The organism is Pseudomonas sp. C321, from assembly GCF_055407105.1.
This window is the reverse complement of sequence record NZ_JBUZRB010000001.1, coordinates 635,421-657,614: the sequence shown is the minus strand read 5'-3', so window position 1 is coordinate 657,614 and position 22,194 is coordinate 635,421. Positions and strand designations below refer to the sequence as shown.

At 56.8% G+C, this 22,194-nt stretch carries 24 protein-coding genes; 10 read left to right on the top strand and 14 right to left on the bottom strand.

All coding sequences use genetic code 11. The features are described from left to right. Nucleotides 1-45: 45 nt before the first annotated feature. On the bottom strand, nucleotides 46-2,097 hold the full coding sequence (gene metG / locus ACZRJ6_RS03120; RefSeq protein WP_463967029.1) for a methionine--tRNA ligase: 2,052 nt from the start codon (nucleotides 2,095-2,097) through the stop codon (nucleotides 46-48). A gap of 171 nt (nucleotides 2,098-2,268) precedes the next feature. Between metG and apbC the strand changes: the two genes are divergently transcribed. After that, nucleotides 2,269-3,363, top strand: coding sequence for an iron-sulfur cluster carrier protein ApbC (apbC, locus tag ACZRJ6_RS03115; protein WP_463967028.1), 1,095 nt, complete (start codon nucleotides 2,269-2,271; stop codon nucleotides 3,361-3,363). 484 nt (nucleotides 3,364-3,847) lie between these two features. Here apbC and fdxA read toward each other — a convergent pair whose 3' ends face one another. Continuing rightward, entirely contained in the window at nucleotides 3,848-4,171 is a 324-nt protein-coding gene (gene fdxA / locus ACZRJ6_RS03110; protein WP_463967027.1) for a ferredoxin FdxA, read from the bottom strand. Between the two features lie 142 nt (nucleotides 4,172-4,313). Next, nucleotides 4,314-6,893, bottom strand: a complete 2,580-nt coding sequence (gene mutS / locus ACZRJ6_RS03105) for a DNA mismatch repair protein MutS (RefSeq protein ID WP_463967413.1) — start codon at nucleotides 6,891-6,893, stop codon at nucleotides 4,314-4,316. A gap of 262 nt (nucleotides 6,894-7,155) precedes the next feature. Between mutS and ACZRJ6_RS03100 the strand changes: the two genes are divergently transcribed. After that, nucleotides 7,156-7,785 (top strand): hypothetical protein, encoded by a 630-nt coding sequence (locus tag ACZRJ6_RS03100; protein ID WP_443696804.1) that lies wholly within the window; start codon nucleotides 7,156-7,158, stop codon nucleotides 7,783-7,785. A gap of 407 nt (nucleotides 7,786-8,192) precedes the next feature. Here ACZRJ6_RS03100 and ACZRJ6_RS03095 read toward each other — a convergent pair whose 3' ends face one another. From ACZRJ6_RS03095 to ACZRJ6_RS03050, 10 genes are read right to left on the bottom strand one after another with little or no spacing between them, the layout of a single operon-like run. After that, nucleotides 8,193-9,491, bottom strand: coding sequence for an Arm DNA-binding domain-containing protein (locus tag ACZRJ6_RS03095; protein WP_463967026.1), 1,299 nt, complete (start codon nucleotides 9,489-9,491; stop codon nucleotides 8,193-8,195). Beyond that, the gene (locus ACZRJ6_RS03090; RefSeq protein WP_099235973.1) at nucleotides 9,458-9,655 is read right to left on the bottom strand and encodes an excisionase; all 198 of its coding nucleotides are present in this window, start codon (nucleotides 9,653-9,655) and stop codon (nucleotides 9,458-9,460) included. The genes ACZRJ6_RS03095 and ACZRJ6_RS03090 overlap by 34 nt, the downstream gene beginning before the upstream one ends. After that, complete coding sequence (locus ACZRJ6_RS03085) at nucleotides 9,652-11,397, bottom strand: DNA cytosine methyltransferase (protein ID WP_463967025.1); 1,746 nt, start codon at nucleotides 11,395-11,397, stop codon at nucleotides 9,652-9,654. Before ACZRJ6_RS03085 ends, ACZRJ6_RS03090 begins: the two co-directional genes overlap by 4 nt. After that, on the bottom strand, nucleotides 11,394-11,693 hold the full coding sequence (locus ACZRJ6_RS03080) for a hypothetical protein (RefSeq protein WP_463967024.1): 300 nt from the start codon (nucleotides 11,691-11,693) through the stop codon (nucleotides 11,394-11,396). Before ACZRJ6_RS03080 ends, ACZRJ6_RS03085 begins: the two co-directional genes overlap by 4 nt. Further along, nucleotides 11,690-12,232 carry a phosphohydrolase gene (locus ACZRJ6_RS03075; RefSeq protein WP_463967023.1) on the bottom strand — a complete coding sequence of 181 codons (543 nt, stop codon included), beginning with the start codon at nucleotides 12,230-12,232 and terminating at the stop codon, nucleotides 11,690-11,692. The genes ACZRJ6_RS03080 and ACZRJ6_RS03075 overlap by 4 nt, the downstream gene beginning before the upstream one ends. Then, on the bottom strand, nucleotides 12,229-12,645 hold the full coding sequence (locus ACZRJ6_RS03070) for a hypothetical protein (protein ID WP_463967022.1): 417 nt from the start codon (nucleotides 12,643-12,645) through the stop codon (nucleotides 12,229-12,231). Before ACZRJ6_RS03070 ends, ACZRJ6_RS03075 begins: the two co-directional genes overlap by 4 nt. A gap of 49 nt (nucleotides 12,646-12,694) precedes the next feature. Then, nucleotides 12,695-13,021 carry a pyocin activator PrtN family protein gene (locus ACZRJ6_RS03065; RefSeq protein WP_463967021.1) on the bottom strand — a complete coding sequence of 109 codons (327 nt, stop codon included), beginning with the start codon at nucleotides 13,019-13,021 and terminating at the stop codon, nucleotides 12,695-12,697. After that, nucleotides 12,972-13,151, bottom strand: coding sequence for a hypothetical protein (locus ACZRJ6_RS03060; protein WP_463967020.1), 180 nt, complete (start codon nucleotides 13,149-13,151; stop codon nucleotides 12,972-12,974). Before ACZRJ6_RS03060 ends, ACZRJ6_RS03065 begins: the two co-directional genes overlap by 50 nt. Before the next feature lie 25 nt (nucleotides 13,152-13,176). Next, nucleotides 13,177-13,461, bottom strand: a complete 285-nt coding sequence (locus ACZRJ6_RS03055; RefSeq protein ID WP_463967019.1) for a phage antirepressor KilAC domain-containing protein — start codon at nucleotides 13,459-13,461, stop codon at nucleotides 13,177-13,179. 9 nt (nucleotides 13,462-13,470) lie between these two features. Beyond that, on the bottom strand, nucleotides 13,471-14,061 hold the full coding sequence (locus tag ACZRJ6_RS03050) for a hypothetical protein (protein ID WP_463967018.1): 591 nt from the start codon (nucleotides 14,059-14,061) through the stop codon (nucleotides 13,471-13,473). A gap of 328 nt (nucleotides 14,062-14,389) precedes the next feature. Between ACZRJ6_RS03050 and ACZRJ6_RS03045 the strand changes: the two genes are divergently transcribed. Further along, the gene (locus ACZRJ6_RS03045) at nucleotides 14,390-15,835 is read left to right on the top strand and encodes a hypothetical protein (protein ID WP_463967017.1); all 1,446 of its coding nucleotides are present in this window, start codon (nucleotides 14,390-14,392) and stop codon (nucleotides 15,833-15,835) included. Nucleotides 15,836-15,863: 28 nt separating this feature from the next. Here the strand turns inward: ACZRJ6_RS03045 and ACZRJ6_RS03040 are convergent, their stop codons facing one another. Further along, nucleotides 15,864-16,589: a LexA family protein gene (locus tag ACZRJ6_RS03040; protein ID WP_463993531.1), complete on the bottom strand. Its 726-nt coding sequence runs from the start codon at nucleotides 16,587-16,589 to the stop codon at nucleotides 15,864-15,866. A gap of 78 nt (nucleotides 16,590-16,667) precedes the next feature. Here ACZRJ6_RS03040 and ACZRJ6_RS03035 point away from each other — a divergent pair, with 78 nt between their 5' ends. From ACZRJ6_RS03035 to ACZRJ6_RS03005, 7 genes are all read left to right on the top strand, one after another. Continuing rightward, entirely contained in the window at nucleotides 16,668-16,928 is a 261-nt protein-coding gene (locus tag ACZRJ6_RS03035; protein ID WP_463967015.1) for a hypothetical protein, read from the top strand. Between the two features lie 329 nt (nucleotides 16,929-17,257). Next, complete coding sequence (locus ACZRJ6_RS03030) at nucleotides 17,258-17,776, top strand: phage regulatory CII family protein (protein ID WP_350614683.1); 519 nt, start codon at nucleotides 17,258-17,260, stop codon at nucleotides 17,774-17,776. Further along, nucleotides 17,769-17,996 (top strand): TraR/DksA family transcriptional regulator, encoded by a 228-nt coding sequence (locus ACZRJ6_RS03025; protein ID WP_463967014.1) that lies wholly within the window; start codon nucleotides 17,769-17,771, stop codon nucleotides 17,994-17,996. The genes ACZRJ6_RS03030 and ACZRJ6_RS03025 overlap by 8 nt, the downstream gene beginning before the upstream one ends. Then, the gene (locus ACZRJ6_RS03020; protein WP_463967013.1) at nucleotides 17,986-20,202 is read left to right on the top strand and encodes a VapE domain-containing protein; all 2,217 of its coding nucleotides are present in this window, start codon (nucleotides 17,986-17,988) and stop codon (nucleotides 20,200-20,202) included. Before ACZRJ6_RS03025 ends, ACZRJ6_RS03020 begins: the two co-directional genes overlap by 11 nt. Beyond that, entirely contained in the window at nucleotides 20,195-20,560 is a 366-nt protein-coding gene (locus ACZRJ6_RS03015; protein ID WP_463967012.1) for a PA0613 family protein, read from the top strand. The genes ACZRJ6_RS03020 and ACZRJ6_RS03015 overlap by 8 nt, the downstream gene beginning before the upstream one ends. A gap of 527 nt (nucleotides 20,561-21,087) precedes the next feature. After that, nucleotides 21,088-21,432: a phage holin family protein gene (locus ACZRJ6_RS03010; protein ID WP_463967011.1), complete on the top strand. Its 345-nt coding sequence runs from the start codon at nucleotides 21,088-21,090 to the stop codon at nucleotides 21,430-21,432. Between the two features lie 202 nt (nucleotides 21,433-21,634). Next, nucleotides 21,635-22,192, top strand: coding sequence for a terminase small subunit (locus tag ACZRJ6_RS03005; protein ID WP_463967010.1), 558 nt, complete (start codon nucleotides 21,635-21,637; stop codon nucleotides 22,190-22,192). Nucleotides 22,193-22,194: the final 2 nt, after the last annotated feature.

Below are 22,194 nucleotides of genomic sequence, written 5' to 3'. Positions count from 1 at the left end.
ACTAGCCCCGTGACGAGCGGGCTTGCCCGCTCGCCACAGGTGGTTTTACTTGATGCGTTGGCCAGGCTTGGCGCCACTGTCCGGGCTGAGCAGGTAGATCTCTTCACCGCCAGGACCGGCCGCCATCACCATGCCTTCGGAAATGCCGAAGCGCATTTTCCGTGGCTTGAGGTTGGCGATCATCATGGTCAGGCGACCTTCCAGCTTGGCCGGGTCAGGGTAGGCGCTCTTGATTCCGGAGAATACGTTGCGCTGCTCGTCACCGATGTCCAGGGTCAGGCGCAGCAGCTTGTCTGCGCCTTCAACGGCTTCGGCCTTGAGGATCAGCGCGACGCGCAGGTCGACGGCGGCAAAGGCGTCGAAGTCGATCTCTGCCGACAGCGGATCTTTCGCCAGCTCACCGTTGCCTTTTGCGGCGGTTTCGCCGGTATCGGTCTGGCTGGCCGCAAGGTCTTCTTTCGAAGCGTCGGACATGGCCTGGACCTTGACCGGGTCGATGCGGGTCATCAGCGGCTTGAACTCATTTAGCTGATGGTCGCTGAGCAGGGTGGCGTGGTCATTCCAGGTCAGCGGCGCAACGTTGAGGAACGCCTCGGCATCGGCAGCCAGCAACGGCAGCACCGGCTTGAGGAAGATCACCAGTTGGCGGAACAGGTTGACGCCTGTGGCACAGATCGCCTGGACTTCAGCCTGCTTGCCTTCCTGTTTGTTCAGCGACCACGGCGCCTTGTCGGCGATCCAGGCGTTGGCGCGGTCGGCCAGGCCCATGATCTCGCGCATGGCGCGGGCAAAGTCACGGGCTTCATAGGCTTCAGCGATGCTCGGTGCAGCGGCCAGGAACGCATCGGTCAGTTCTGGTGCGGCATTCTCTGCCACCAGCACACCGGCGTTGCCCTTGTGGATAAAACCGGCGCAACGGCTGGCGATGTTGACAACCTTGCCCACCAGGTCCGAGTTGACCTTCTGTACGAAGTCTTCCAGGTTCAGGTCCAGGTCATCGACGCCACGGCCCAGCTTGGAGGCGTAGTAATAGCGCAGGTATTCAGGCGACAGGTGGTCCAGGTAGGTCCGTGCCTTGATAAAGGTGCCACGGGACTTGGACATCTTCTGGCCGTTGACCGTCAGGTAGCCGTGGACATTGATGGCGGTCGGCTTGCGGTAGCCCGAGCCTTCGAGCATCGCCGGCCAGAACAGGGCGTGGAAGTTGATGATGTCCTTGCCGATGAAGTGGTACAGCTCGGCGGTGGAGTCCTTGCCCCAGAACGCGTCGAAATCCAGTTCAGGACGACGGGCGCAGAGGTTCTTGAAGCTAGCCATGTAGCCGATGGGTGCGTCCAGCCAGACGTAGAAGTATTTACCGGGCTCATCGGGAATTTCGAAACCGAAGTACGGCGCATCGCGGGAGATGTCCCACTGTTGCAGACCAGCATCCAGCCATTCGGCGATCTTGTTGGCCACGGCGTCCTGCAAGGTGCCGCTGCGGGTCCAGGTTTGCAGCATTTGCTGGAAATCCGGGAGCTTGAAGAAGAAGTGCTGGGAATCCTTGAGCACCGGAGTGGCGCCAGAGATCGCCGACTTCGGATCTTTCAGGTCGGTAGGCGCGTAGGTGGCGCCACATTTTTCGCAGTTGTCGCCGTACTGGTCTTCGGTGCCGCATTTCGGGCAGGTGCCCTTGATGAAACGGTCGGCCAGGAACATTTTCTTTTCCGGGTCGAAATACTGGGTGATCGAGCGCGTGGCAATGTGCCCGGCGTCCCGCAACCGCAGGTAGATCTGGCTCGACAACTCACGGTTTTCTTCGGCGTGGGTCGAGTGGAAGTTATCGAAGTCCACCAGGAACTCGGCAAAGTCGGCGCTGTGTTCAGCCTGCACATTGGCGATCAGTTGTTCCGGGGTAATGCCTTCCTTCTCGGCGCGCAACATGATGGCCGAGCCGTGGGCGTCGTCCGCGCAGACATAAATGCATTCATTACCGCGATGCTTCTGGAAGCGCACCCACATATCGGTCTGGATGTACTCAAGCATATGGCCAAGATGGATAGAACCATTGGCATAGGGCAGGGCGCTGGTGACGAGGATCTTGCGTGGCTCGGACATGGGGCTCGGCTATTTGATGAAACGGAGGTCAGCCACTATAAAGCGCCGGGCAATTTATTTCACCCCGTGGTGGTGTTTCAGCGTTTTCCATCACCGCAAAAGCAACCCGCTCAAGGGGCAGAACGGTTAGGATAACCGCCTGTTTTAGTCTGTCTTTTTCGGGAGTAGCTCATGAGCGCCGTCAATCGCGCAGCGGTGGAAGCCGTCCTTCGCCAGTACACCGACCCCTACCTGAACCAGGACCCGGTCAGCGCCGGCTGTGTCCGCGCCATCGACGTCCAGGGCGATCAGGTCACTGTCCAGCTTGAGCTGGGTTACGCCGCAGGCCTATTCAAGAGTGGCTGGGCGCAGATGCTGCAAATGGCTATTGAAGGCATGGACGGTGTCCGCACGGCCAGGGTCGATATCCAGTGCGTGATCGCCGCGCATAAGGCCCAGGCGCAGATTCCGGGCCTGGCCAACGTCAAGAACGTGGTGGCCGTGGCTTCCGGCAAGGGGGGTGTGGGCAAATCCACCACGGCCGCCAACCTGGCCCTGGCCCTGGCCCGTGAAGGCGCACGGGTGGGGATTCTCGACGCCGATATCTATGGGCCCAGCCAGGGCGTGATGTTCGGCATCGCCGAAGGCACCCGGCCGAAGATCAAGGACCAGAAGTGGTTCGTGCCGATCGAGTCCCACGGCGTGGAAGTGATGTCCATGGCTTTCTTGACCGACGACAACACGCCGATGGTCTGGCGCGGGCCGATGGTCTCCGGCGCCCTGTTGCAACTGGTCACGCAGACCGCCTGGGGCGACCTGGACTACCTGGTGGTCGACATGCCGCCGGGTACCGGTGATATCCAGCTAACCCTGGCGCAAAAGGTGCCTGTTGCCGGTTCGGTGATTGTTACCACGCCCCAGGACCTGGCGTTGCTGGATGCCAGGAAAGGCGTGGAAATGTTCCGCAAGGTCAACATCCCGGTGCTCGGCGTTGTGGAGAACATGGCGGTGCACATCTGCTCCAACTGCGGCCATGCCGAACATCTGTTCGGTGAAGGCGGCGGTGAAAAGCTCGCCACCCAGTATGGTGTTGAGCTACTGGCCTCGCTGCCGCTGTCCATGGACATTCGTGAGCAGGCGGATGGCGGTAAGCCTACCGTGGTTGCCGAACCGGATGGCCCGATCGCCATGGTTTATCAGGAACTGGCCCGGCACGTGGGCGCGCGGATCGTTTTGCAGGAAGCGGGCGCCCAAGCGATGCCGACCATCACTGTCAGCGACGACTGATTCACCTGAAGGTAAAAAAGCCTCGACTGTGTCGGGGCTTTTTCTTGCCTGTGTCATGCACTGGGTGGAGTTTGCGTAGTTGCTGGTGTAAGCATTCGCTTACTTTTTCGTAAGTGTTTGGTTTTTTTACCAGGGATGGACGGCTTTAATGATTTTGTTTTGTTTTTATCTTGTTGAAAAATAACAACTATTTATTCTGATCTTGACCGGCGGGCCGGTAGTCCAGCCGGTTGCATACCGTTGAACTTAATCGGGAACTCTCTAATATCAGCCCTGTGTCCACGGATTGACACGGTCATCAAGGAATGATGATTCAAGGAACATCGCAGGATGCGATTCATCAGGATGATGAAAAGGAACACAGGGACTAGGGAAAAAATGTGGGCGGGTCAAACCGCCCCTTTTTTTGCCCGCAGAAAAGTAACAGCCTGTTCCTGAAATGCAAAAAGGCCCGCAAGGGGCCTTTTGGGGGGCGGCGACGCTATCAGCGCTCGAGATCTTTGATCTTGCCTTTCACGCCATCCCACTCTTCTGCATCGGGCAGGGATTCTTTCTTTTCAGTGATGTTCGGCCAGATTTCCGCCAACTCGACGTTCAACTGAATAAATTCTTGCATGCCTTCCGGGACTTCGTCCTCGGAGAAAATCGCGACGGCCGGGCATTCTGGTTCACACAGGGCGCAGTCAATGCACTCATCCGGATGGATTACCAGGAAGTTCGGGCCTTCGTAAAAGCAGTCCACCGGACAGACTTCTACGCAGTCGGTGTACTTGCATTTGATGCAGTTGTCGGTGACGACGAAGGTCATTTCTAATTTTCTCCTCAGGCGGCGGCAGCGAAACCCCTTGCAGCAGGGCTCGCGAGGTTTGAGAGCGATAGTCTGCGGGCCAGGCTAAAAACCCGCAGCATCCCAAACCGCGCGAGATTCTATCAGCTTGCAAGCGTCTGCGTTAGACCCGTGTCTTCAGTGCATAGAGCATTTCCAGCGCTTTTCGCGGACTCAAGTCGTCTAGGTCAAGCTTTGCCAGCTCATCCAACACCGGATGGGGCAGGCTGGCGAACATGTCGCTCTGTTGCGGAATCCCAGGCTTGTTCGCCGCCTTTGTCGGACTGGCCACGGCAACCTCGTGGGGCAGGGCGGCGGCTTCCAGGCGGCTCAAGTGCTCGCGGGCACGGGTGATGACTTCGCTCGGCACCCCGGCCAGTTGAGCTACCGCCAGGCCGTAACTCTGGCTCGCTGGCCCTGGCAATACATGGTGCAGGAACACGATGCGCTCGTTGTGCTCGGTAGCATTGAGGTGCACGTTGGCCACCAGTGGTTCGTTTTCCGGCAGCACCGTCAGTTCGAAGTAATGGGTGGCAAACAACGTATAGGCCCGTAAATGCGCCAGCCGCTCGGCTGCTGCCCACGCCAGGGACAAGCCGTCGAAGGTGCTGGTGCCGCGCCCCACTTCGTCCATCAGCACCAGGCTGCGGTCGGTGGCGTTGTGCAGGATGTTGGCGGTTTCGCTCATTTCCACCATAAAGGTCGAACGGCCACCGGCCAGGTCATCGCTGGAACCGATCCGGGTGAAGATCCGGTCTACCAGAGACAACTCGCAACTGGCCGCCGGCACGAAGCTGCCGATATGGGCCAGCAATATGATCAATGCGGTCTGGCGCATGTAGGTGGATTTACCGCCCATGTTCGGACCTGTGATCACCAGCATGCGGGTATCGTCGTCCAGCGACAGGTCGTTGGCGACGAACGGCGTGGTCAGTACTTGCTCAACCACCGGGTGACGCCCCTGGACAATGCGCATGCACGGCTCGCTGACAAAACGCGGGCAGTTCAGGTCTAGGTTCAGCGCACGCTCGGCCAGGTTGCTCAGCACATCCAGTTCCGCCAGGGCGGCGGCGGTATCCTGCAGCGGTGGCAGCCGGCCAATCAGGTCTTCGAGCAGGGCTTCATAGAGCATCTTTTCCCGGGCCAGGGCGCGGCTCTTGGCCGACAGCGCCTTGTCTTCAAAGGCCTTGAGTTCCGGGGTGATGAAGCGCTCTGCACCTTTAAGGGTCTGGCGCCGGATATAGTCAGCCGGGGCCTGCTCGGCCTGCTTGCTGGGCAACTCGATAAAATAGCCGTGGATGCGGTTGTAGCCGACCTTCAGATTGGCCAGGCCGGTGCGGGCTTTTTCGCGCGTTTCCAGGTCGATCAGGAACTGCCCGGCGTTTTCGCTCAGCGATTGCAGTTCGTCCAACTCGCTGTCGTAACCGGTTTTCAGTACTCCGCCGTCGCGGATCACTGCGGGCGGGTTGTCGTTGATGGCGGTTTCCAGCAGTGCAGCCAGCTCCGGATAAGTGCTGGTGGTCACGGCCAGTTGCTTGAGGTGCGGCGCGTCCAGGTCTGTCATCGCCACTTGCAGCTCAGGCAGGGCGCCAAGGGCGTCACGCAGGCGTGCCAAGTCACGAGGGCGGGCGTTACGCAAGCCAATCCGCGCCAGGATTCGTTCGATATCGCCGATTTCCTTGAGCTGCGGTTGCAGCTTTTCAAAGCGATAGCCGTCCAGCAGGCAGGTAATGGAGGACTGGCGCGCTTGCAGCACGGTTAAATCCCGCAGCGGACGGTTCAACCAGCGGGTCAGCAGGCGGCTGCCCATGGCGGTCTGGCAGCGGTCGACGACCGATTGCAGCGTGTTATCACGACCACCGGCCAGGTTAGTGTCCAGTTCCAGGTTGCGACGGCTGGCGCCATCGAGCACAACGGTCTCGTCCAGGCGTTCATGGCGCAGCCTGCGCAGGTGCGGCAAGGCGGTACGCTGGGTTTCCTTGGCATAGCTGAGCAGGCAACCTGCGGCACCGATGGCCAGGGTCAGGTTTTCGCAACCAAAGCCCTTGAGGTCTTGCACGGAGAACTGCTGGCACAGACTTTTCAACGCTGAGTCGCGCTCGAAATCCCACGGCGCACGACGTTTGGTCCCACGGCGTTTTTCCGCCGGCAGGTCTTTGGGCCAGTCATCCGGAATCATCAGTTCTACCGGGTTGACGCGCTCCAACTCCGCCAGCAGGTTTTCCCAGCCCTTGATCTCCAGCACGGTGAAGTTGCCGCTGGTGATATCCAGTACGGCCAGACCGAACAGCCGCTCGTCCCCCAGCACCGCTGCGATCAGGTTGTCCCGACGCTCATCCAGCAGCGCCTCATCGCTCACCGTCCCCGGTGTAATGATGCGCACCACCTGACGATCCACCGGCCCCTTGCTGGTCGCCGGGTCGCCGACCTGCTCACAGATCACCACCGACTCACCCAGCTTGACCAACTTCGCCAGGTAGCCTTCCGCGGCATGGTAAGGAATCCCACACATCGGAATCGCTTGCCCTGCCGACTGCCCGCGCGCCGTCAGGGTAATGTCCAGCAACTTGGCGGCCTTCTTCGCGTCTTCGTAGAAGATCTCGTAGAAATCGCCCATGCGATAGAACATTAACTGATCAGGGTGCTGGTTTTTCAGGCGCCAGTACTGCTGCATCATCGGGGTGTGGGAGGACAGATCGGAAATTGCTTTATTCATCAGTGGTTTGCGGTCTATTTGGCTCGGGTTGTGGGGCAGTTCTGGGGCATTTCGCAATACTAAAAGCTTTGGTTTGCCATAGTCGTATCTACAGGGAAGCGTACCATGTGAAAGGACTCGCTCTAGCTTAGGCTTTGTTTTTTCTAGAAAACGCGGTGACGCGTTCGTCGGTTCATTTTGATGTCATATTGATAGTGCGTTGTATGACTGGTAGTATCTCGCGCCGAAATCGATCAAGCGAGGGATAGCATTGGACGCCAATATTGGAGTAGAACTGCAGAGCGCTGAGGATACTCGCGCGAAGCTGAAGCTTGAGCTTCAAGATCAAATTTCAGCTGAGACAGTCAATCCAATCATCGACGTTCTTAACAAGGCATCTGAGGGTGACTTGATCGAGATACATCTGCGCCACAATGCAGGTGGAAATGTGGATCGAATGGTAGCGTTGATTGAGGCGCTCGACAAAACCTCTGCTAAAGTAGAAATAACCTTCAGCCGATATGTGATGAGTGCGGCAGCCACCTTGTGGCTCTGGTTTTTTCTGCGCGAATCGCATAATGTCACGTCCCTATACCCGAAAAAGAAGGGTGTGGTGATGTACCACAGGCCACGGCGGCAGAGAGGCGGCTATCTTTGCTTCTGTAGTGAAATGGAAGATGCCCACCCCCTAAAAGCGCCAATGCAAGAAAAGTTGAAGATTTTTGACGACCTGTTTGAGGAACTATTTGCGCGTATGTGCTCTATCTACGCTCAGCAGGAGTCGCAAGAAACGTTGGCTTTCAACCTGGTCGTTGAGGATGAAAAGCTAAGCTACCGCCATTCAATGGATCGAATGCGCGAAGCCTATTATGGGAACCAAGACTGCCTGATACCGGTCTAGAACTATCTGAAAGGAAATCGAAGGGTGGGGATGATGACTATCAAATCGCTACGTGACCTTAAGCCAATCACTGATGAGCAACGCCAAGCTAACGCCTCTAAGACTCGACAGAGTTTGGAGTCCTACAAGCGTGCAGCTAAAGATATCCAGGAAATTTGCGCCACCAATGGTTGGGTCGAACCTGTGATCGTAGCTCACCAGTGATACTGGTTTTGTGAAAAGAACCCTGCATTTGTGCAGGGTTTTTTTTAAGTTTTTATTGATGTTCTGGTTGACAAGGTGCTAAGATTTAAAGATTGTGGCCCTTCGCGTCCTATATGCTCACCAGGTAAACCGATCGGCGCAGCCGATCGGTTTACCTGGTGAGCAGGTCGTCTTTTTTTGATTTCTTAAAAAATCATTAAATATCAATAAGTTACTTCTTGTTTTTCGCAAGGCTCAAGATTCTGATCCGCTTTGTTGCTTCCTTCCTTTTTCTGAATTCCTGACCAAATGCGCTGCAGCTCAGTTTCAGATTCATCCTCCATCCACTTGGCATACACATCTACTAGCATTGTGAAATCTTTGTGCCCCATCTGTTTGGCAATAAAAGCAAGATTGCCGTGAGCTGTTAGGCACCAGCAGGCGTAGGTATGACGGGTCTGGTATGGTCGGCGCGGACGGATGCCTGATCGCTTCTGGACCGCTGCCCATTTAGTATTCCAAGCGGTAGGCACATACCAGAAGTTGATAATCTTCTTGCGTGCCTGGGTGGTCGGAGACAGCAGTGGGGTTACCTTTTCCTGCCGGCTCTCGTGCCTATTTTGGAACACTTCGATAGGTCGTTGGGGGTGATCGGCAACCAGCGACATCAGTACCCGGCAGGCTTCGAGCGCTGGAGGCATCAGTAGTACGGAGCGCGGTTTCCCAGTTTTGGGAACCTTGAACGTACCGTTGGCGGTAATAGCTCGGGTGATGTTGATTTGCCCGCCATCCAGGTCAATGTCCTCAACGGCCAGCGCGCATAGTTCACCTGGTCGAAGCCCGGTATAGACTGCCAATGTAATCGCCGCCGAGTCCTGTCGGTGGAGGCAGCCTTTAGTTATCAGCAATTCGAATTCGTCACGAGTGAGCGGATTCGGCTCTTGGCCTTGCATGGCGAACCGATTGCAGGCCTCCGATAACCCCTTGCGGCAGTATCCGTTGGTCTCGCACCAGCCCAGGAACCCTGCGAACGTCGCCAGGTAGTGGTTGACGGTGGACGGCGCTCGATCTGCGATCAGCAAAGTCCGCAGCAACTGGATGTCTTCAGGCAGCAAAATGCCAGCGAGGCGATCTATACCGACCAAACCAACGCAGATGTCCAGGGCGTAACCGTATTTCTCCTCGGTCATCGGCGTGATGTCGACGGCCTTAAGCGGCTTGTATCGCTCCACCAGCGCCCCGAGCTTTTCGTCTTTGGCGCTCGTGTAGTTGGTCGCATGCTTCGAGTTTGGGAAGTGCCGGCCATAGTCAAAGTGGCCTGTTTTAATCTCGTGAAGAATTGCCGCCCTTAATAGGGCGGCGTGTTTGATGTTGGCTTTGGTGATCGGAAGGCCGAGGGATTCTCGGCAGCGTATACGCCGCCACATGAACACGACGCGCAAGTTACCGCCGTGTATCTCAATCCCCTTGTGCTTTGCCAGCTCGGTTTCTAGGCCGCTTCCTGAGGTGCGCTCTCGGCCCACTTGTCATACTCCGTCATGTTGATTGCAATGCGGCCGTCCGGCGTCTTGCGCCAGACACGGCCTTGGGCCCAGGTGCCGTTCTTCACTTTGTGGCGGATAGCATCTTCGCTGTAGCCAGTGAGTTCTGAAGCGCGGCTGATCATTACCCAGCGAGGTAGGCTCATGCTGCTTCTCCCATCAGCTCACTTTCATCCATGTCCTTGTTGGCACTGACCAGTGCCATCATCGGCCAAGGCGACACCGAGTTGCCCACCATAAGCACCTGGGTCTTTTTGCTGAACTTACGGTCGTCGTGCCCGCGATCAATGACGTAGTTATCGGGGAAGCCCTGTGCGCGGTAAAGCTCGCGAGGGGTGAGCATGCGCATGCCGATATCGACGATGACATACGGCGTGCCCTTGATCGTCACCGTGACAAGTGCCAGGCGGTCCCGCGTGGTGATGGTCGCGGCCGGATCGCGTAGGTCGTAGGTGTTGTCGCTGCCGTAGTAACCCATCAGGAAGGCAGAGACACGCATGGCGCCGGCCTCGACCTCTTGAGCAAGCTTGTACTCGACCAGCGCGTGATGCTCGGCGCCGGCCGTGATGGTCGGCACCAGTTCGTCCATGCCCCGGCCGACGCAATTCCTGCGGAGCGTCGACAAGTGCGCTGTGACGATCTGCTGCTGGCTGCCCGTGGTGGTGATTGCTGTCAGCGGTTTCGCTGGGTGGTGCCCGGGCGTTTCGTTGTACCCACCGTTGTGCTGGGCAACATAGGCCACGGCCAGGGCGAAGTGCCCGCCCTTAACACCGCTGCAGATGGTTCGGAGAGGATCATCACCCGGCATATTGCGCTGGCTGCTGCCATTGGCATGCTCGGTGATGAAGGGCGCGAGCTGTGACGTGACAAGGGCGAATCCCTGTGCTCCGGTGATGGTCTTCGCCGGGCCCTCCACGGACTGGCATCGAGCCAAGTCGTTGCCGCTGTGGTTAACACTGACGATGAACGGGTTCTTGTGCTCGAGGACATAGCGCTTGGCGCCTTTGCGCAGGCGCTCCATAGTGTTGTTCACCAGTGGTCGTTTGACGCCTGCAGCACGGCCTTCTTCCTTGGTGAGGAAAATGCTCGGGCATGGGATTGACCAATCGATGCAGTTGGCGGCAGTTCGGTAGGCTGACTGTCCCTTGGCTGGTTTCTTGAAGTGCGTCGGTTCCGGCCAGCGCAGTGGCTGGCCGTCCCGCCGAGCAATCAGGAACAAACGCTCGCGGGTCGTCGCGGCACCAAAGTCGCAGGCCTTGAGTTTGCCGTACATTAGGTCGTAGCCCATGGACTGCAAGATACTCTCGAAGCGGCGCCAGGTTTGTCCTTTGCGCTTGGGGTCGGGCACCAGGTACTGCTCTTGCACCGGCACTCGCTCGCCTGCTGCGGCGACGGTCATGTCCCGGCGCAACACTCGGCCAGTCTTGCTGCAGCGCTTTGCGATCAGCGGGCCCCACTGGAGGATCTGCACGACGTTCTCCATTGTGACCATGCGGGGGCTGACCTGGCCGCCCCATTTCAGGATGACCCAAGATTGCGAGCGGCTGGTTGTGCTGCGCGCCTGCCCGCCGGCAGCAAGGCTGTGGTGGGTGCATTCAGGGCTGGCATGCAGGTGGGCAACTGGGCGGCCGCGAGTCGCCAGGCGGGGGCACACATCGTAGGCGTCGGTGATGTAGTGCTCGGCGCTAGGGTGATTGCGCTTGTGCATGCTGATGGCGTCGGGATTGTGGTTGATGGCGATATCAACGGGCATGCCGGTGCCCATCTCCTGGCCCATGGTCGCACCGCCACCGCCGGCGAAGAGGTCCACGCGGATCTCGCCGGCGAAGTCGAGACCGAACTGAGTTTTGACGGCAGATATGATGGGGTGTGGGGTGAAGGAGGTCATGCGTCACCTCCTGAGCGCTCGGCCTGGTCTTGGTGATAAGCCTCAATGAGTCCAAAAACGTGCTTATATCCCACAACAGGCTGCGCGAGCGGGCGTTTTTGAGCGTTTAGCGTTGCATCAGCGAGCGCTGCCCCGCGCAGCTTTTCGTGGGGTATAAGTGCTTCGGCAGTGGCGCTGGAAGGGGCAATAATGCCTGCTGCTGCGCAGCAGAGACTGTTTGTTTCTAGCGTGTTGACACCATCAGCGGTGCGGAGCAAAGCGGATAGGGTTCCGGTGTTGTCCTGGTTATTCCTCATGCCGCTTTCCTCCGGTGTTCGATAGCGAGTTGGTCCATCAGTCGCTGGTGGTAGGTGTTGCGGGCTTCTGTGGCCGACCAGGGGCGGATGGTTTCAACCATGGGCTCGATGCCGACCAAGCAATCCCAGATAGCCGGATCGGTTGGCATGAGGTCGCGGCGTTCGGTAGCCAGCGCTATCAGGTCGGCCTGGTGAATGCAGGTGGGGAGTTCTGGGGCAATGTCGAACCGCTCACAAACGCGCCACCAAATACAGTCCTCGAAGTGTTGGTAGGCGCTAATCCACTGCTTGAGTGGTCGTGTCATGTCGCCCAGGTACGCCTCGAGTGCGTCATGGAGCAAGGCTGCGAGTTTGTGTTCTTCCGGTACCAGTTCGGCGACGATGCAGCTGTGCTGAGCCACGCTGTAAAACTCGCGGGTGTGGCCGTTGAAGCGGCACAGATGGGCCAGTGAGTGCGAGATGTCCCGTGGGTCGATCATGTCGGCGTCGGGTTCGAGCAGGTCAAAGCGTTTGCCGGAGTAAGTAAGGATCCAGTTCATGCGGCTTGATCCTGTGCAACGGGCTCCAGGAGGGCAGCCATGCTCAGGGCTTGATCACGCAAGGCCAGTGCTTGGGTAGCCTGGTTCTTCGAATTCACGGCGCAGAAAGTATTGGCGGCAAGTTTGAGTTTTTCGGCTATTGCCAGAAGGTGCTGACGATCAGCCACGCCGAGCTTCGTCGCGTCCACGGCGCGGGTGTAACGCCGATAGAGCGACTGATGGTGTTCTCTGGACTGATCGAGCAAGAGGTTCAGGTTGCGGATCGCTTCTGAACTGTCGGCTTGTTGAATGCTCTTTCCTTTATCGATGCCTTCTTCTCGGCCATCACTCAAGCCGCCTTTGTAGCCAACCCAATAGAGGATCGCGAGCGCGATAACGATGCTGATTAGTGCGCAGACTTGAATTGCAGTCATGTGGTGTGCTCCTAGTGGTTTCGTTGGCTGGTGGTGGCAGCCGTTGGGGTTACTGGTCCTGCTTGGTTGAATCAGTTTGTGGTCGCGGCATGTCTTCATCCGCCCTGTAAGCGCGGATGTCGATCAGCGCTGCGACGTGCCTGATATGTGCATACCTCAAAGCCTTGACGCTGTGGTCCAGGGTGGTCACCGGCAGCTGAATCCGGCCACTATTGATCGCCTCGGTGAAGGTCTTTTCATTGAGGTTTTTGAAGTAGTGCACGCGCAGCTTTTCCAAGGGGATAAGCACATCACCGAAAAGGTGGTGCAGCATCTCGACGGTGGAGCTATCCGGCGCTGGTAGCAGTCGTAGCGGTGTCTGGCTGGTGTTGCTCATGTGCTTCGGCCTCCTTGTGTTTGAGTCGTGAAGGATGTTTCCAGGCATTCAGGCAATGGCGTTTGGTCAGCTCGCGCAGATGTTCCGGCACTTCGAGGAGCGCGGCGTTGCGCTCCTCGCGTGTGTGCATGGCGACGATCTGGCGGGCGTACTCCCTAGGCCACGTCACGGTTGTGTGCCGGGATGGCGAGTAGGTCGAGCCCCAATTGCTCGGCAAGCCAACGGATGCCTGCTTGCCGGACCTTGGTCGACTGGCTGTATTGCATGCCGGCGGTCTCGTGATACCAGTTGCTTTCCTTGACCCTTAAGTACTCGCGATCTCGCACGGGGAAAGACGGCAGGTTGCGGTCGTTGAGCAGACCTTTCGTACGCATGAGCGCGATCAACTTGGGGCGGGTGAGGCTGAAGTATTTCGCGGCTTTTTCCAGGCTACGTTCCATCTTGACCTCCTAGGCTGCATGCGCGGCGGGTGTCGCCACGGTAGCCAAGTGGTTTATGGATTCGGCGACCATGGAGTAGATCTCCGCATCACTGCCGTACACCGTGAAGCACTTCGTACGCGGTTTTTTGACGCCGATGCTCATGATGGTGGTGATGCCTGCGCGGGTTTTGTTGCGGTGAATCACCAGGTTGATTGGCAACTCGAAACCCAGGTCGAGGCTGAGCGCTCCGCCGGTGCGTACCAGTTCGAATACCTGCTGCTTGTGTTCGATCTCAAACACACCGTAGCGGCGGTCTGCGTGTGGCCGGGACGCTGATTCGACCTGGCTGCTTGGATCTGCTGGTCCGTTGACGATCTCTTCAATGAAGTCCGCGAGGCTGAGATGCATCTTCTTGCTGTTGGGCAGGGTCAGCGTGTGGCGTTCTACGCCCAGCTCAACGGTGAAGTGCGTGTCGGCTTTGCGGCGCTCAACTTTCAGGCGAAAGGCCAGGGCCGGGCGTTGTGGTTCGGTTCGCAGGACGTGGTTGAAGGTATCGGTCAGGTTGACCTGGGCTTTGAGCAGAATCAGGGTGCGGTTGTCGAGTTTGAGCTTGCTCATGCCGCATGCCCTCCGCCATTCGGATCAAACGGAGCAGACGCAGGGCGTTGTTTCAGCTTGGGTTTGGACGCGATGAATCGGCAGCCGTAATGAAGTGCTATGCGGCGGACCTCAAGGATGCGGAACGGCTCATCAGCGGTTGGATGGATGTGCAGGGTAGCTGTGGTGTGCATGGTGTCGCCTCGCTCTGTGGTGGAAGAGTGAGTCGAATATCAACCATTGGTTGTTTATAGTCAACAACCATCGGTTGATTTTTGAGTGGTATTGGGCTTTCCAATCGGCCAGTACTTTGATATTGCTGGTCTCATTCAGACTCCAGGAGGGAAAAATGCCTAATTCAGATTCGAATTTTCCGGGAAAAAAGCATGAGAACGCATCGACAGCGACAGATAAATTGCTTGGTCATGCATCGAAAATAATTAAGAAAATAGAAAATCAAATTGTTAGATTTCATAGAATGGCTCCGCCGGAAAAAATTAAGTATTTCCAAAGTCACCGTATGGCGAGTTTTTGTACTCTTAAGATGCCATTTGGCAGAGAACTACTGTATGGCCCAGAGGGTGAAGATAGGTTTGGCGAATTATGTAATATTATTGTTAGTTTTTCCCCGGAAATAGATGGCAAGGTTAGCTACGCAATTACCAGTGAGTGTATAAAGTCTGCCTTCTGTGAGCAGTTTGTATTGAAGGGTGATGAGGTGAATAAGCACAGCGCCAAAGCAATGTTGGAAAGTGCAGTAACTAGAATAAAGTCTAAATTTCAGAGCTTTGAGCATCACATTCCTTGTGTTTTTTTTATAGAGGATAGTCCGGATTTTTTTAATATAGGGCCAGTAAGGTTTACTAAGGTGGACGTGTTTTTAAATGAGTCGAGAGAAAGGCTTCGGAAGTATGATACGGAGGGCAAAGATTTTGTGGATAGAGCTGAATCTCATTTTAAGCAGTCTGTATCTTATTATAAAGAGTTTCCATGGGTGGCAAGCGTAATAGTAGAGCAATGTGATTTTGCTATATCGTTAGAAAATGCGATATTTAATTGTGATACCGCTCTTAATATAGTGAGGGTTTTTTTTGGCAGAAGTCAAACAAAGTGGATTCGACTTGGCACCAGCCAAGGTGAGGCGCTGCGAACTGCAAGAATGTGGTCAGTAGATCAGCAAGGCATTCAGTGCGCACTATCTTTTAGAGTTACGTCGCCCCCAGGGCCATCGAACTGGTTCGAATATCTAAATCATGGAGAGGGACACGATATAAAGATGTTTCTCGGACATGTCTTGGAGTATTCACGAGTTTTCATGCCCCACTCTGAGTTGAGTAGTCGTCTGTTGGATGCAGTAAATTGGTTTGGAGATGCTTGCCTAGAAAAGTCTCCGGCGGCGGCGATAGTTAAGTATGTTACCTCAATTGAACGCCTTTATTTCGGCTCTCAATATCAGGGTATGAAGAGTAGGTTTTCGGCCAGGGTGTCAAAAATATTAAAAGATTTTGAGTGCGGCGGAGCTAACAACGCACTGGAGAGTGCGAATAGAGTTTATGACGTTAGGTCTACGCTCGTTCATGGAGCGGTATCGCAGCGACTAGGTGACGAGCAGTGGCCGATAAATGAAGCCGAGGAATTAGCAAAAAATTGCATTTTTTGTGCGCAACAGATGTACGTAATAATTATGAATGCTTTTAATCCTCTAAGCGCTGATGACTTCGAATCTGCATTGGTTAAGTATGAAGAAAATGGAGTGGAGTGGTGTGTGTCAGAAGCTAGGAAAAATGAAATTTAACTTGTGCTTGGTGCGCATAGCGAAATGATTATTCTGGTATGAAAGATCCAACAACCTTTCCACAAATATGTGTCTCTTCTGTGATATCAATGATTGGGTATTGCGGGTTAATGGGCCGCAAAAACTGACGTCCGGCATCCTCTACCAATATTTTAAAGGTTGCTTCATTGGTGCGCGGCACTCGAGCAATTACACGGTCTCCAGTTTTAGTTTCTGCTTCTGGATCAACAAAAATTATGCAGCCGGTAGGATAGCTACGTCCTGGTCCCGGATTCGTCATAGAGTCGCCCATTACCTTCAAGGCGTAGCCGCTTCCGCTGATAGCTACGGGGCAAGAGAGCCACGTCTCACCATCGTGGTGCTCAAAGTTCGCTTCGCACCATGCACCTGCTTGTACCCAAGAGATCAGGGGGACCTTACCAAAACGCCCGGTGACTTCCCTCACATTAGTTTCGTGCCCAGAAGCGAGTTGTTGGACATTGCTATCACCGGTCTGCTCTTTAGGCAGTACTCCGTACTCCAGCCATTCGCGCCGCACCTTCAACCAAGAGCACAGCGCAACCATGCTGTCAGCTTCAGCGATGGCGTCGCCATTCAGCCATTTGCTGACGGCCTGGGGGCTCTTGTCCACTCCAACGCTTTTCAGATGCTTATGGATATCCACACCACGACCTCGGGTGCGTACACCCGCATCGTCGAGCGCTTCGTGTAGGCGCGCCGTGAAGGCTGCCCGTAATTCGTTCTTATCAACCATGAGTTGATACTCTCACAGGGGTTGCGCAATAGTCAGTTGATGTTAATATCAACCGCGAGTTGATAATTGGAGGTTGCCATGTTGGACCCCGCAGATTTTCCGAACGCCATCGCGTTCGCATTTGAAGCAGTAGGCGGCATCGGTGCCGCCGCCAAGGTGTGTGAAAGGAGCTATCAGGCGCTCAATAAGTGGCGCTTGGCTGCCAGCCTTCCACGCACCGATTACACCGGTGAAACCCAATACGCCACGCTTTTGGCTACCGCTGCAAAGCAGAAGGGCAACGCGTTTGACGCTACCTGGTTGCTCACGGCATCGGCCCCGCAGAAAGCTGCAGCGTAGATAGAAAAAAGGCGGCCCAAGGGCCGCCCAGTTCCTCCCGGCACACACCACCACAGTGCTGTCGGGTCGCGATAAAGGGGGGCGGGCACACCACATGCAAACCACCTCCCTTAATCGCGCTACCAAGGCACGGATGCCTTGGGTTGCTGCCTTCTCCACCACAGATTAGGCAGCTGTTGCGCCAGAGGTGAGCAACGGATTGTTCGCCTCGGCACGGTGCCGGTTTCGATCTTGAGGATCTAGCCGGCGTTTGGGCCTCTTCAAGCCACGCGGCAAATGTATCACCACTGCACGTCGCGCGGCACTGGCAACTTATAAGGATTAATGCCATGAGCCGAATCGCTTTGAGTTGCGTTGATCGAGCAACGCGGGAAGTCCTGCCGCTCGATTTGGCGCTCTACCACGCTGCTCGGGACTATCCCGGTGGCGCTGCTGCAATCGCCGTCACCACCGGCCGCAATCCCACCACACTCCAGCACAAGCTTTCTCCTACCCATCCCAGCCACTCCGTGAATATTCAGGAGTTCGGCGAGATCCTTGAACTGACCAAGGACCGTCGCATCCTCGATGCGGTGCATGCGTTGGTTGGCGACACGACCTGGCAGGAGCTGGCAGAGGCCTACACCAACGACATGCCCGAGACCTTGACCACCGGCATTGCTGTTTATTTTCGGCAGGTGGCTGATCTAGCTGACACCTGGGCCAAGAGCATTGGTGATGGAGTGGTCAGCGATCAGGAGCTGGCCGAGATCCGCCTACAGGTGTTTCGCGGTATTCGGGGGTTGCTGGGGATGTTTAACCGCGCCACGTACGTCAACCAGTCTACCCGGGGGAATGACCGTGGCTGATATTGCTGACTTTGCTAATGACCTGCTGCAAGAGCGCCTGGACCAAGCACTTGCTGCTCGTAGTGCCCTCAAATCAGTCACGGTGCTGCACTCCCTTATGTTCTGCGAGAGTTGCGACGTACCGATTCCAGAGGCTCGGCGGTTAGCGCAGCCGGGCTGCGCCTTCTGCATTGAGTGCCAGTCTGTGGATGACTTGAAGAGGGCTCGTTATGCTCGATGAAGTCATCAATCAGTTCGCAGATTACGGCCTTGAGCCCGAGCAGCCTCTGGTGTTCGGCAAGCTAACCCGCTGTAAGACCTCCCAGGACAAGGGCAAGGAAAAGAACGGCTGGTATGTGGTCCACGAACATCGCACCGAGAAAAACGAAACGCTGATTTTCGGCAGTTTCGGTGACTGGCGATCGGGTGAGTCGCAAAAGATCAAGGTGAAGGCCGGGCGCATGAGCCCGGAAGAGCGTGAAGTCATGCGCGCCCGCCAGGAAGAGGCCAAGCGCAAGGCCGCTGAGGTTGCGGCCAACGCGGCACGCCGAGCGGCCAACCGTGCAGCCGGCCTGTTCAAGCGCATGCCGGAGAAGGGCAAGAGCGCCTATCTGGATCGAAAGCAGATCGTTGGGTTCAAGGTTCGTTACGCACCGCGCACTGGCGCGGTATTGGTGCCGATGAGCAACGTGCGGCATCAGATCGTTGGTCTACAGGTGATCTTCCCGGCTAAGCAGGAAGACACGGGGCGTGACAAGACCTATTGGCCTGCCGGTATGTCGAAGGAAGGCGCCTTTCATTTGATCGGCGGACATCCTGAACCGGGTGAGCCGGTGTTGATCTGTGAGGGTTACGCCACGGGCGCCAGCCTGCACATGGCAACCTCGATGGCGGTGGCTATCGCCTTCGATGCGGGCAACCTGCTCTCGGTGTCCAAGGCCATGCGCGAGCAGTTTCCTGGCTGTCCGGTGATTATTTGTCGCGACGATGACTGGAAAACTACACGCCCTAACGGCGAACCATGGAACCCAGGTCAAGATAAGGCCGACAACGCTGCGTTGATTGTCGGCGGTCAGGTGGTCGCACCAGTTTTTTCCAGTGAGCGCGAGATCAAGTGGACTGACTTCAACGACCTGCATGTTGCCGAAGGGTTGGAGGCGGTTCGCCGCCAGGTGTTGGCGGTGGTCAAGCCGCCGGCAGCAGGTGGTTGGAAGGATCAACTGGCCCGCACCGAAAACGGCTCGCTGATTGCGCACATGCAAAACGTCGAGCTAATTCTAGGCAACGACGAACGCTGGGCCGGCGTGATCGGTTACAGCGTATTCAGCTCCAAGATCATCAAGCTGCGATCTGCCCCTTTTGGCGGCGGTGCCGGCGACTGGGCTGATATCGATGACATGCGGGTGATGAAGTGGCTCGCGCAGCAGTACAACCTGCGGGTCAAGGCTTCGCATGTGATCGAGGCGGTGAGCGTGGTTGCCCACGACCATGCGTTTCATCCGGTGCGCGAGTACCTGGAGAGACTTGAATGGGACCGCGTGCCTCGGTTGGAAAGCTGGTTGGCTGATGTGCTTGGCGTCCAGGCCAGTGAATACTCGGCGAAGGTCGGCAAGCGCTGGCCTATCTCGGCGGTGGCTCGGGTGATGCGCCCAGGCTGCAAGGCCGACTCGGTAATGATCCTCGAAGGAGGGCAGGGTGAAGGTAAGTCCACGGCCATGGGCATTCTCGGTGGCGAGTGGTTTATGGACACACCCTTTGCCCTCGGTGACAAGGACAGCTTCCAGGCTATTCGCGGCAAGTGGATCGTCGAGCTGGGGGAGCTGGATAGCTTCAACAAGGCCGAGAGCACCAAGGCAAAGCAGTTCTTCTCGGCGTCCACCGACACTTATCGGGAGAGCTACGGCCGCAGAACGAATGACGTGCCACGCCAGTGTGTGTTCGTGGGTACCACCAACCAAGAGGAATACCTCAAGGACGCCACCGGCAACCGGCGTTACTGGCCGGTCTTCTGCAACAAGGTCGATCTGGAAAAACTGCGCGAGATCCGCGACCAGCTGTGGGCCGAGGCATTGTTCTGTTTTGAGGCCGGCGATATCTGGTGGGTGACCAAGGACGAATCCTGGATGTTCGCCGAGGCACAGGACGAACGGTTCGTGGTGGATGAGTGGGAAGGGCTGATTCTCAATTGGCTGGAGGAGTCGCAGCTTGGAGAAACCGCCACCGGCAACGAGATCTTGACCCAGGCGCTCAAGTTGGACTTCGGCCATTGGGGTAAGCCCGAGCAGATGCGAGTGGGCGCAATCATGCACCGTCTCGGCTGGCGGAAGAAGCGAATGCCCGCTCTGGCTAAAAGCGGTATACGGCAGTGGGCCTACCAGAAGCCTACGGCCTGGGGACGTCCTTCTGCCTTGCAGACGGAGCTGGTAGAGGAGCCTTGCTTTGATTAAGCGAATCGATGAGATGCTCAAACTCTGGGCGCAGGGTCTGCATTCGCCGGTGACAACAACCTACAGCGGATCAACTGGCGGCAACATGATCGCCATGCTGATGGAGTGCAAGGGCGAGCTGATACGCGGGACTCGCGGTAGTAGGGTGCTGCTGGATGAATCGGCGGATATAGAGCTGATCGTCAACAAACACTTGGAGCCTGAACTGGCTCTGGTGGTGTTGGAGCACTACTGCAACTACGAAAGCTTCCTCTCGCAGAAGATGTTGCACTGCGGTTGCAGCGCGCCGACCTATTACCGTCGGCTGCATGATGCCCATGTGAGTATCGAGGGTATGTTGATGGGGAAGGCTGCATGAACCCTGGCATCACTCCGCTTGCCACTGTCCTACTGTCCGGCCTTGTCCGACTGCTATTTAGTGCGGTTGGACAGGTGCAGGCCGCGTCGTTGCTGGGCTGTCCTACTGTCCAGCCTTTACCCACCTCATGCACATGTAAGCATAGCGGGCACGTAGTCGCGCCCGTGTCGCGCATGCGTGCTTTTAGCTTTCTCTCTATACACAAGAGAAAAGTAAATAAGGTAGGACAGTAGGGCAGAGCCCCGAATTTAGGCGCCTGTAGCTGTCCTACTTCGACTTTGAACAGTGGGACAGGTAGGACATGGCATTAGAAGCGATAGCCGATTAAATGTGTTGTACCTCCGTCACACCTGCGTCATACCTGTGTTGCACCCGTATTGCTCCATGGCATTAAAACTAGCTTGCTGCCATGATAATCCACCTGTAAAAAGTACCCATCTTCGATAGGTGCGACCGCAGAGAGCGGCACGCACCACCACACTGAACCCGGCCATTGCGCCGGGTTTTCGCGTTTATGGGGTAGGGCGATGACGAACGAGCAGCAAGCGCTTATTGAGATGCCGATCTGGATGGTGATCATGCTATCCCTGGTCGGCGGCATATCGGGCGAGGCATGGCGGGCCGACAAGGCGGGGGTGAGTGGTTGGTCATTGGTTCGCCGGTTGCTCCTTCGGTCCGGTGCCTGTGTGGTCTGCGGACTCTCCACGATGATGTTGCTCCACGCTTCGGGGGTGTCGGTCCTGGCGGCGGGCAGCATCGGCTGCCTCACCGCGATGGCCGGTGCTGATGTCGCGATTGGCTTGTACGAACGCTGGGCTGCCAAGCGGTTGGGCGTGTGCGATGTGCCGCCCTCGGGCGGCGGCCAAGCTTAATGTGCTAGAGGTCACGGAATACGGGGCCTGTAAAGGTGAGTATCAAAATGGTGCGCCGAAAACTGCCGGGGACCCTGGCGGTATTTGAAGGACACGGGGCATGGGACTCGCGGGAAAGCGTTAGCGGACAGTTCACCAGCTTAGTGAACTGAGGTGAACAGGTGAACCTCCAGTATTCATTGGGTGAACAGGACATTCCAACATGACCGTAATCAGCAAAACGGAGTTTGCGGCACGACGTGGTTGGGCTAAATCTTATGTTTCCAAGTTGGCGAATCAGGATCGGCTGGTGCTGACTGAGGACGGCAAGGTCGAGCTGGAAGCCACCGAAGCTTTGCTGGCCGAGTCTGCTGACCCAAGCAAAGCCGCCGTCGCCGACCGCCACAACCGGCTTCGCCTTCAACGAGAGGCTCAAACAGCCGTCGAAGAACCTGCGGTGCCGCAAGTCGGGCAGGCGGCAGATTTTCAGAAGTCTCGCGCTCTGCGAGAGCACTACCTTGCCCTGCAAGAACAAGCCAACTTTCGCAAACAGCAAGGCTCTCTGGTGGATCGCGAGGCCGTGGGAACCGGTGCTTACAACGCGGGCCGCCTGTTGCGGGACCAACTGCTGGGGATGTCCCCGCAACTTGCACCGGAGCTGGCCGCGATGACCGATCCTTGGCAAATCGAAAGGCACCTGACGGCAGCCATCCGGCGCTCGCTGGAGGACGCTGAACGTATGTCTTCCTCTGATCTTGAACATGCACTGACCACGAGTTAAGC

What these genes read in the sequence shown, in the direction of transcription:
- metG (WP_463967029.1), bottom strand. Translation starts at nt 2,097, where the DNA reads ATGTCCGAGCCACGCAAGATCCTCGTCACCAGCGCCCTGCCCTATGCC.
- apbC (WP_463967028.1), top strand. Translation starts at nt 2,269, where the DNA reads ATGAGCGCCGTCAATCGCGCAGCGGTGGAAGCCGTCCTTCGCCAGTAC.
- fdxA (WP_463967027.1), bottom strand. Translation starts at nt 4,171, where the DNA reads ATGACCTTCGTCGTCACCGACAACTGCATCAAATGCAAGTACACCGAC.
- ACZRJ6_RS03090 (WP_099235973.1), bottom strand. Translation starts at nt 9,655, where the DNA reads ATGAGCCTACCTCGCTGGGTAATGATCAGCCGCGCTTCAGAACTCACT.
- ACZRJ6_RS03085 (WP_463967025.1), bottom strand. Translation starts at nt 11,397, where the DNA reads ATGACCTCCTTCACCCCACACCCCATCATATCTGCCGTCAAAACTCAG.
- ACZRJ6_RS03080 (WP_463967024.1), bottom strand. Translation starts at nt 11,693, where the DNA reads ATGAGGAATAACCAGGACAACACCGGAACCCTATCCGCTTTGCTCCGC.
- ACZRJ6_RS03075 (WP_463967023.1), bottom strand. Translation starts at nt 12,232, where the DNA reads ATGAACTGGATCCTTACTTACTCCGGCAAACGCTTTGACCTGCTCGAA.
- ACZRJ6_RS03070 (WP_463967022.1), bottom strand. Translation starts at nt 12,645, where the DNA reads ATGACTGCAATTCAAGTCTGCGCACTAATCAGCATCGTTATCGCGCTC.
- ACZRJ6_RS03065 (WP_463967021.1), bottom strand. Translation starts at nt 13,021, where the DNA reads ATGAGCAACACCAGCCAGACACCGCTACGACTGCTACCAGCGCCGGAT.
- ACZRJ6_RS03060 (WP_463967020.1), bottom strand. Translation starts at nt 13,151, where the DNA reads ATGCACACACGCGAGGAGCGCAACGCCGCGCTCCTCGAAGTGCCGGAA.
- ACZRJ6_RS03055 (WP_463967019.1), bottom strand. Translation starts at nt 13,461, where the DNA reads ATGGAACGTAGCCTGGAAAAAGCCGCGAAATACTTCAGCCTCACCCGC.
- ACZRJ6_RS03050 (WP_463967018.1), bottom strand. Translation starts at nt 14,061, where the DNA reads ATGAGCAAGCTCAAACTCGACAACCGCACCCTGATTCTGCTCAAAGCC.
- ACZRJ6_RS03045 (WP_463967017.1), top strand. Translation starts at nt 14,390, where the DNA reads ATGCCTAATTCAGATTCGAATTTTCCGGGAAAAAAGCATGAGAACGCA.
- ACZRJ6_RS03040 (WP_463993531.1), bottom strand. Translation starts at nt 16,589, where the DNA reads ATGGTTGATAAGAACGAATTACGGGCAGCCTTCACGGCGCGCCTACAC.
- ACZRJ6_RS03035 (WP_463967015.1), top strand. Translation starts at nt 16,668, where the DNA reads ATGTTGGACCCCGCAGATTTTCCGAACGCCATCGCGTTCGCATTTGAA.
- ACZRJ6_RS03030 (WP_350614683.1), top strand. Translation starts at nt 17,258, where the DNA reads ATGAGCCGAATCGCTTTGAGTTGCGTTGATCGAGCAACGCGGGAAGTC.
- ACZRJ6_RS03020 (WP_463967013.1), top strand. Translation starts at nt 17,986, where the DNA reads ATGCTCGATGAAGTCATCAATCAGTTCGCAGATTACGGCCTTGAGCCC.
- ACZRJ6_RS03010 (WP_463967011.1), top strand. Translation starts at nt 21,088, where the DNA reads ATGACGAACGAGCAGCAAGCGCTTATTGAGATGCCGATCTGGATGGTG.
- ACZRJ6_RS03005 (WP_463967010.1), top strand. Translation starts at nt 21,635, where the DNA reads ATGACCGTAATCAGCAAAACGGAGTTTGCGGCACGACGTGGTTGGGCT.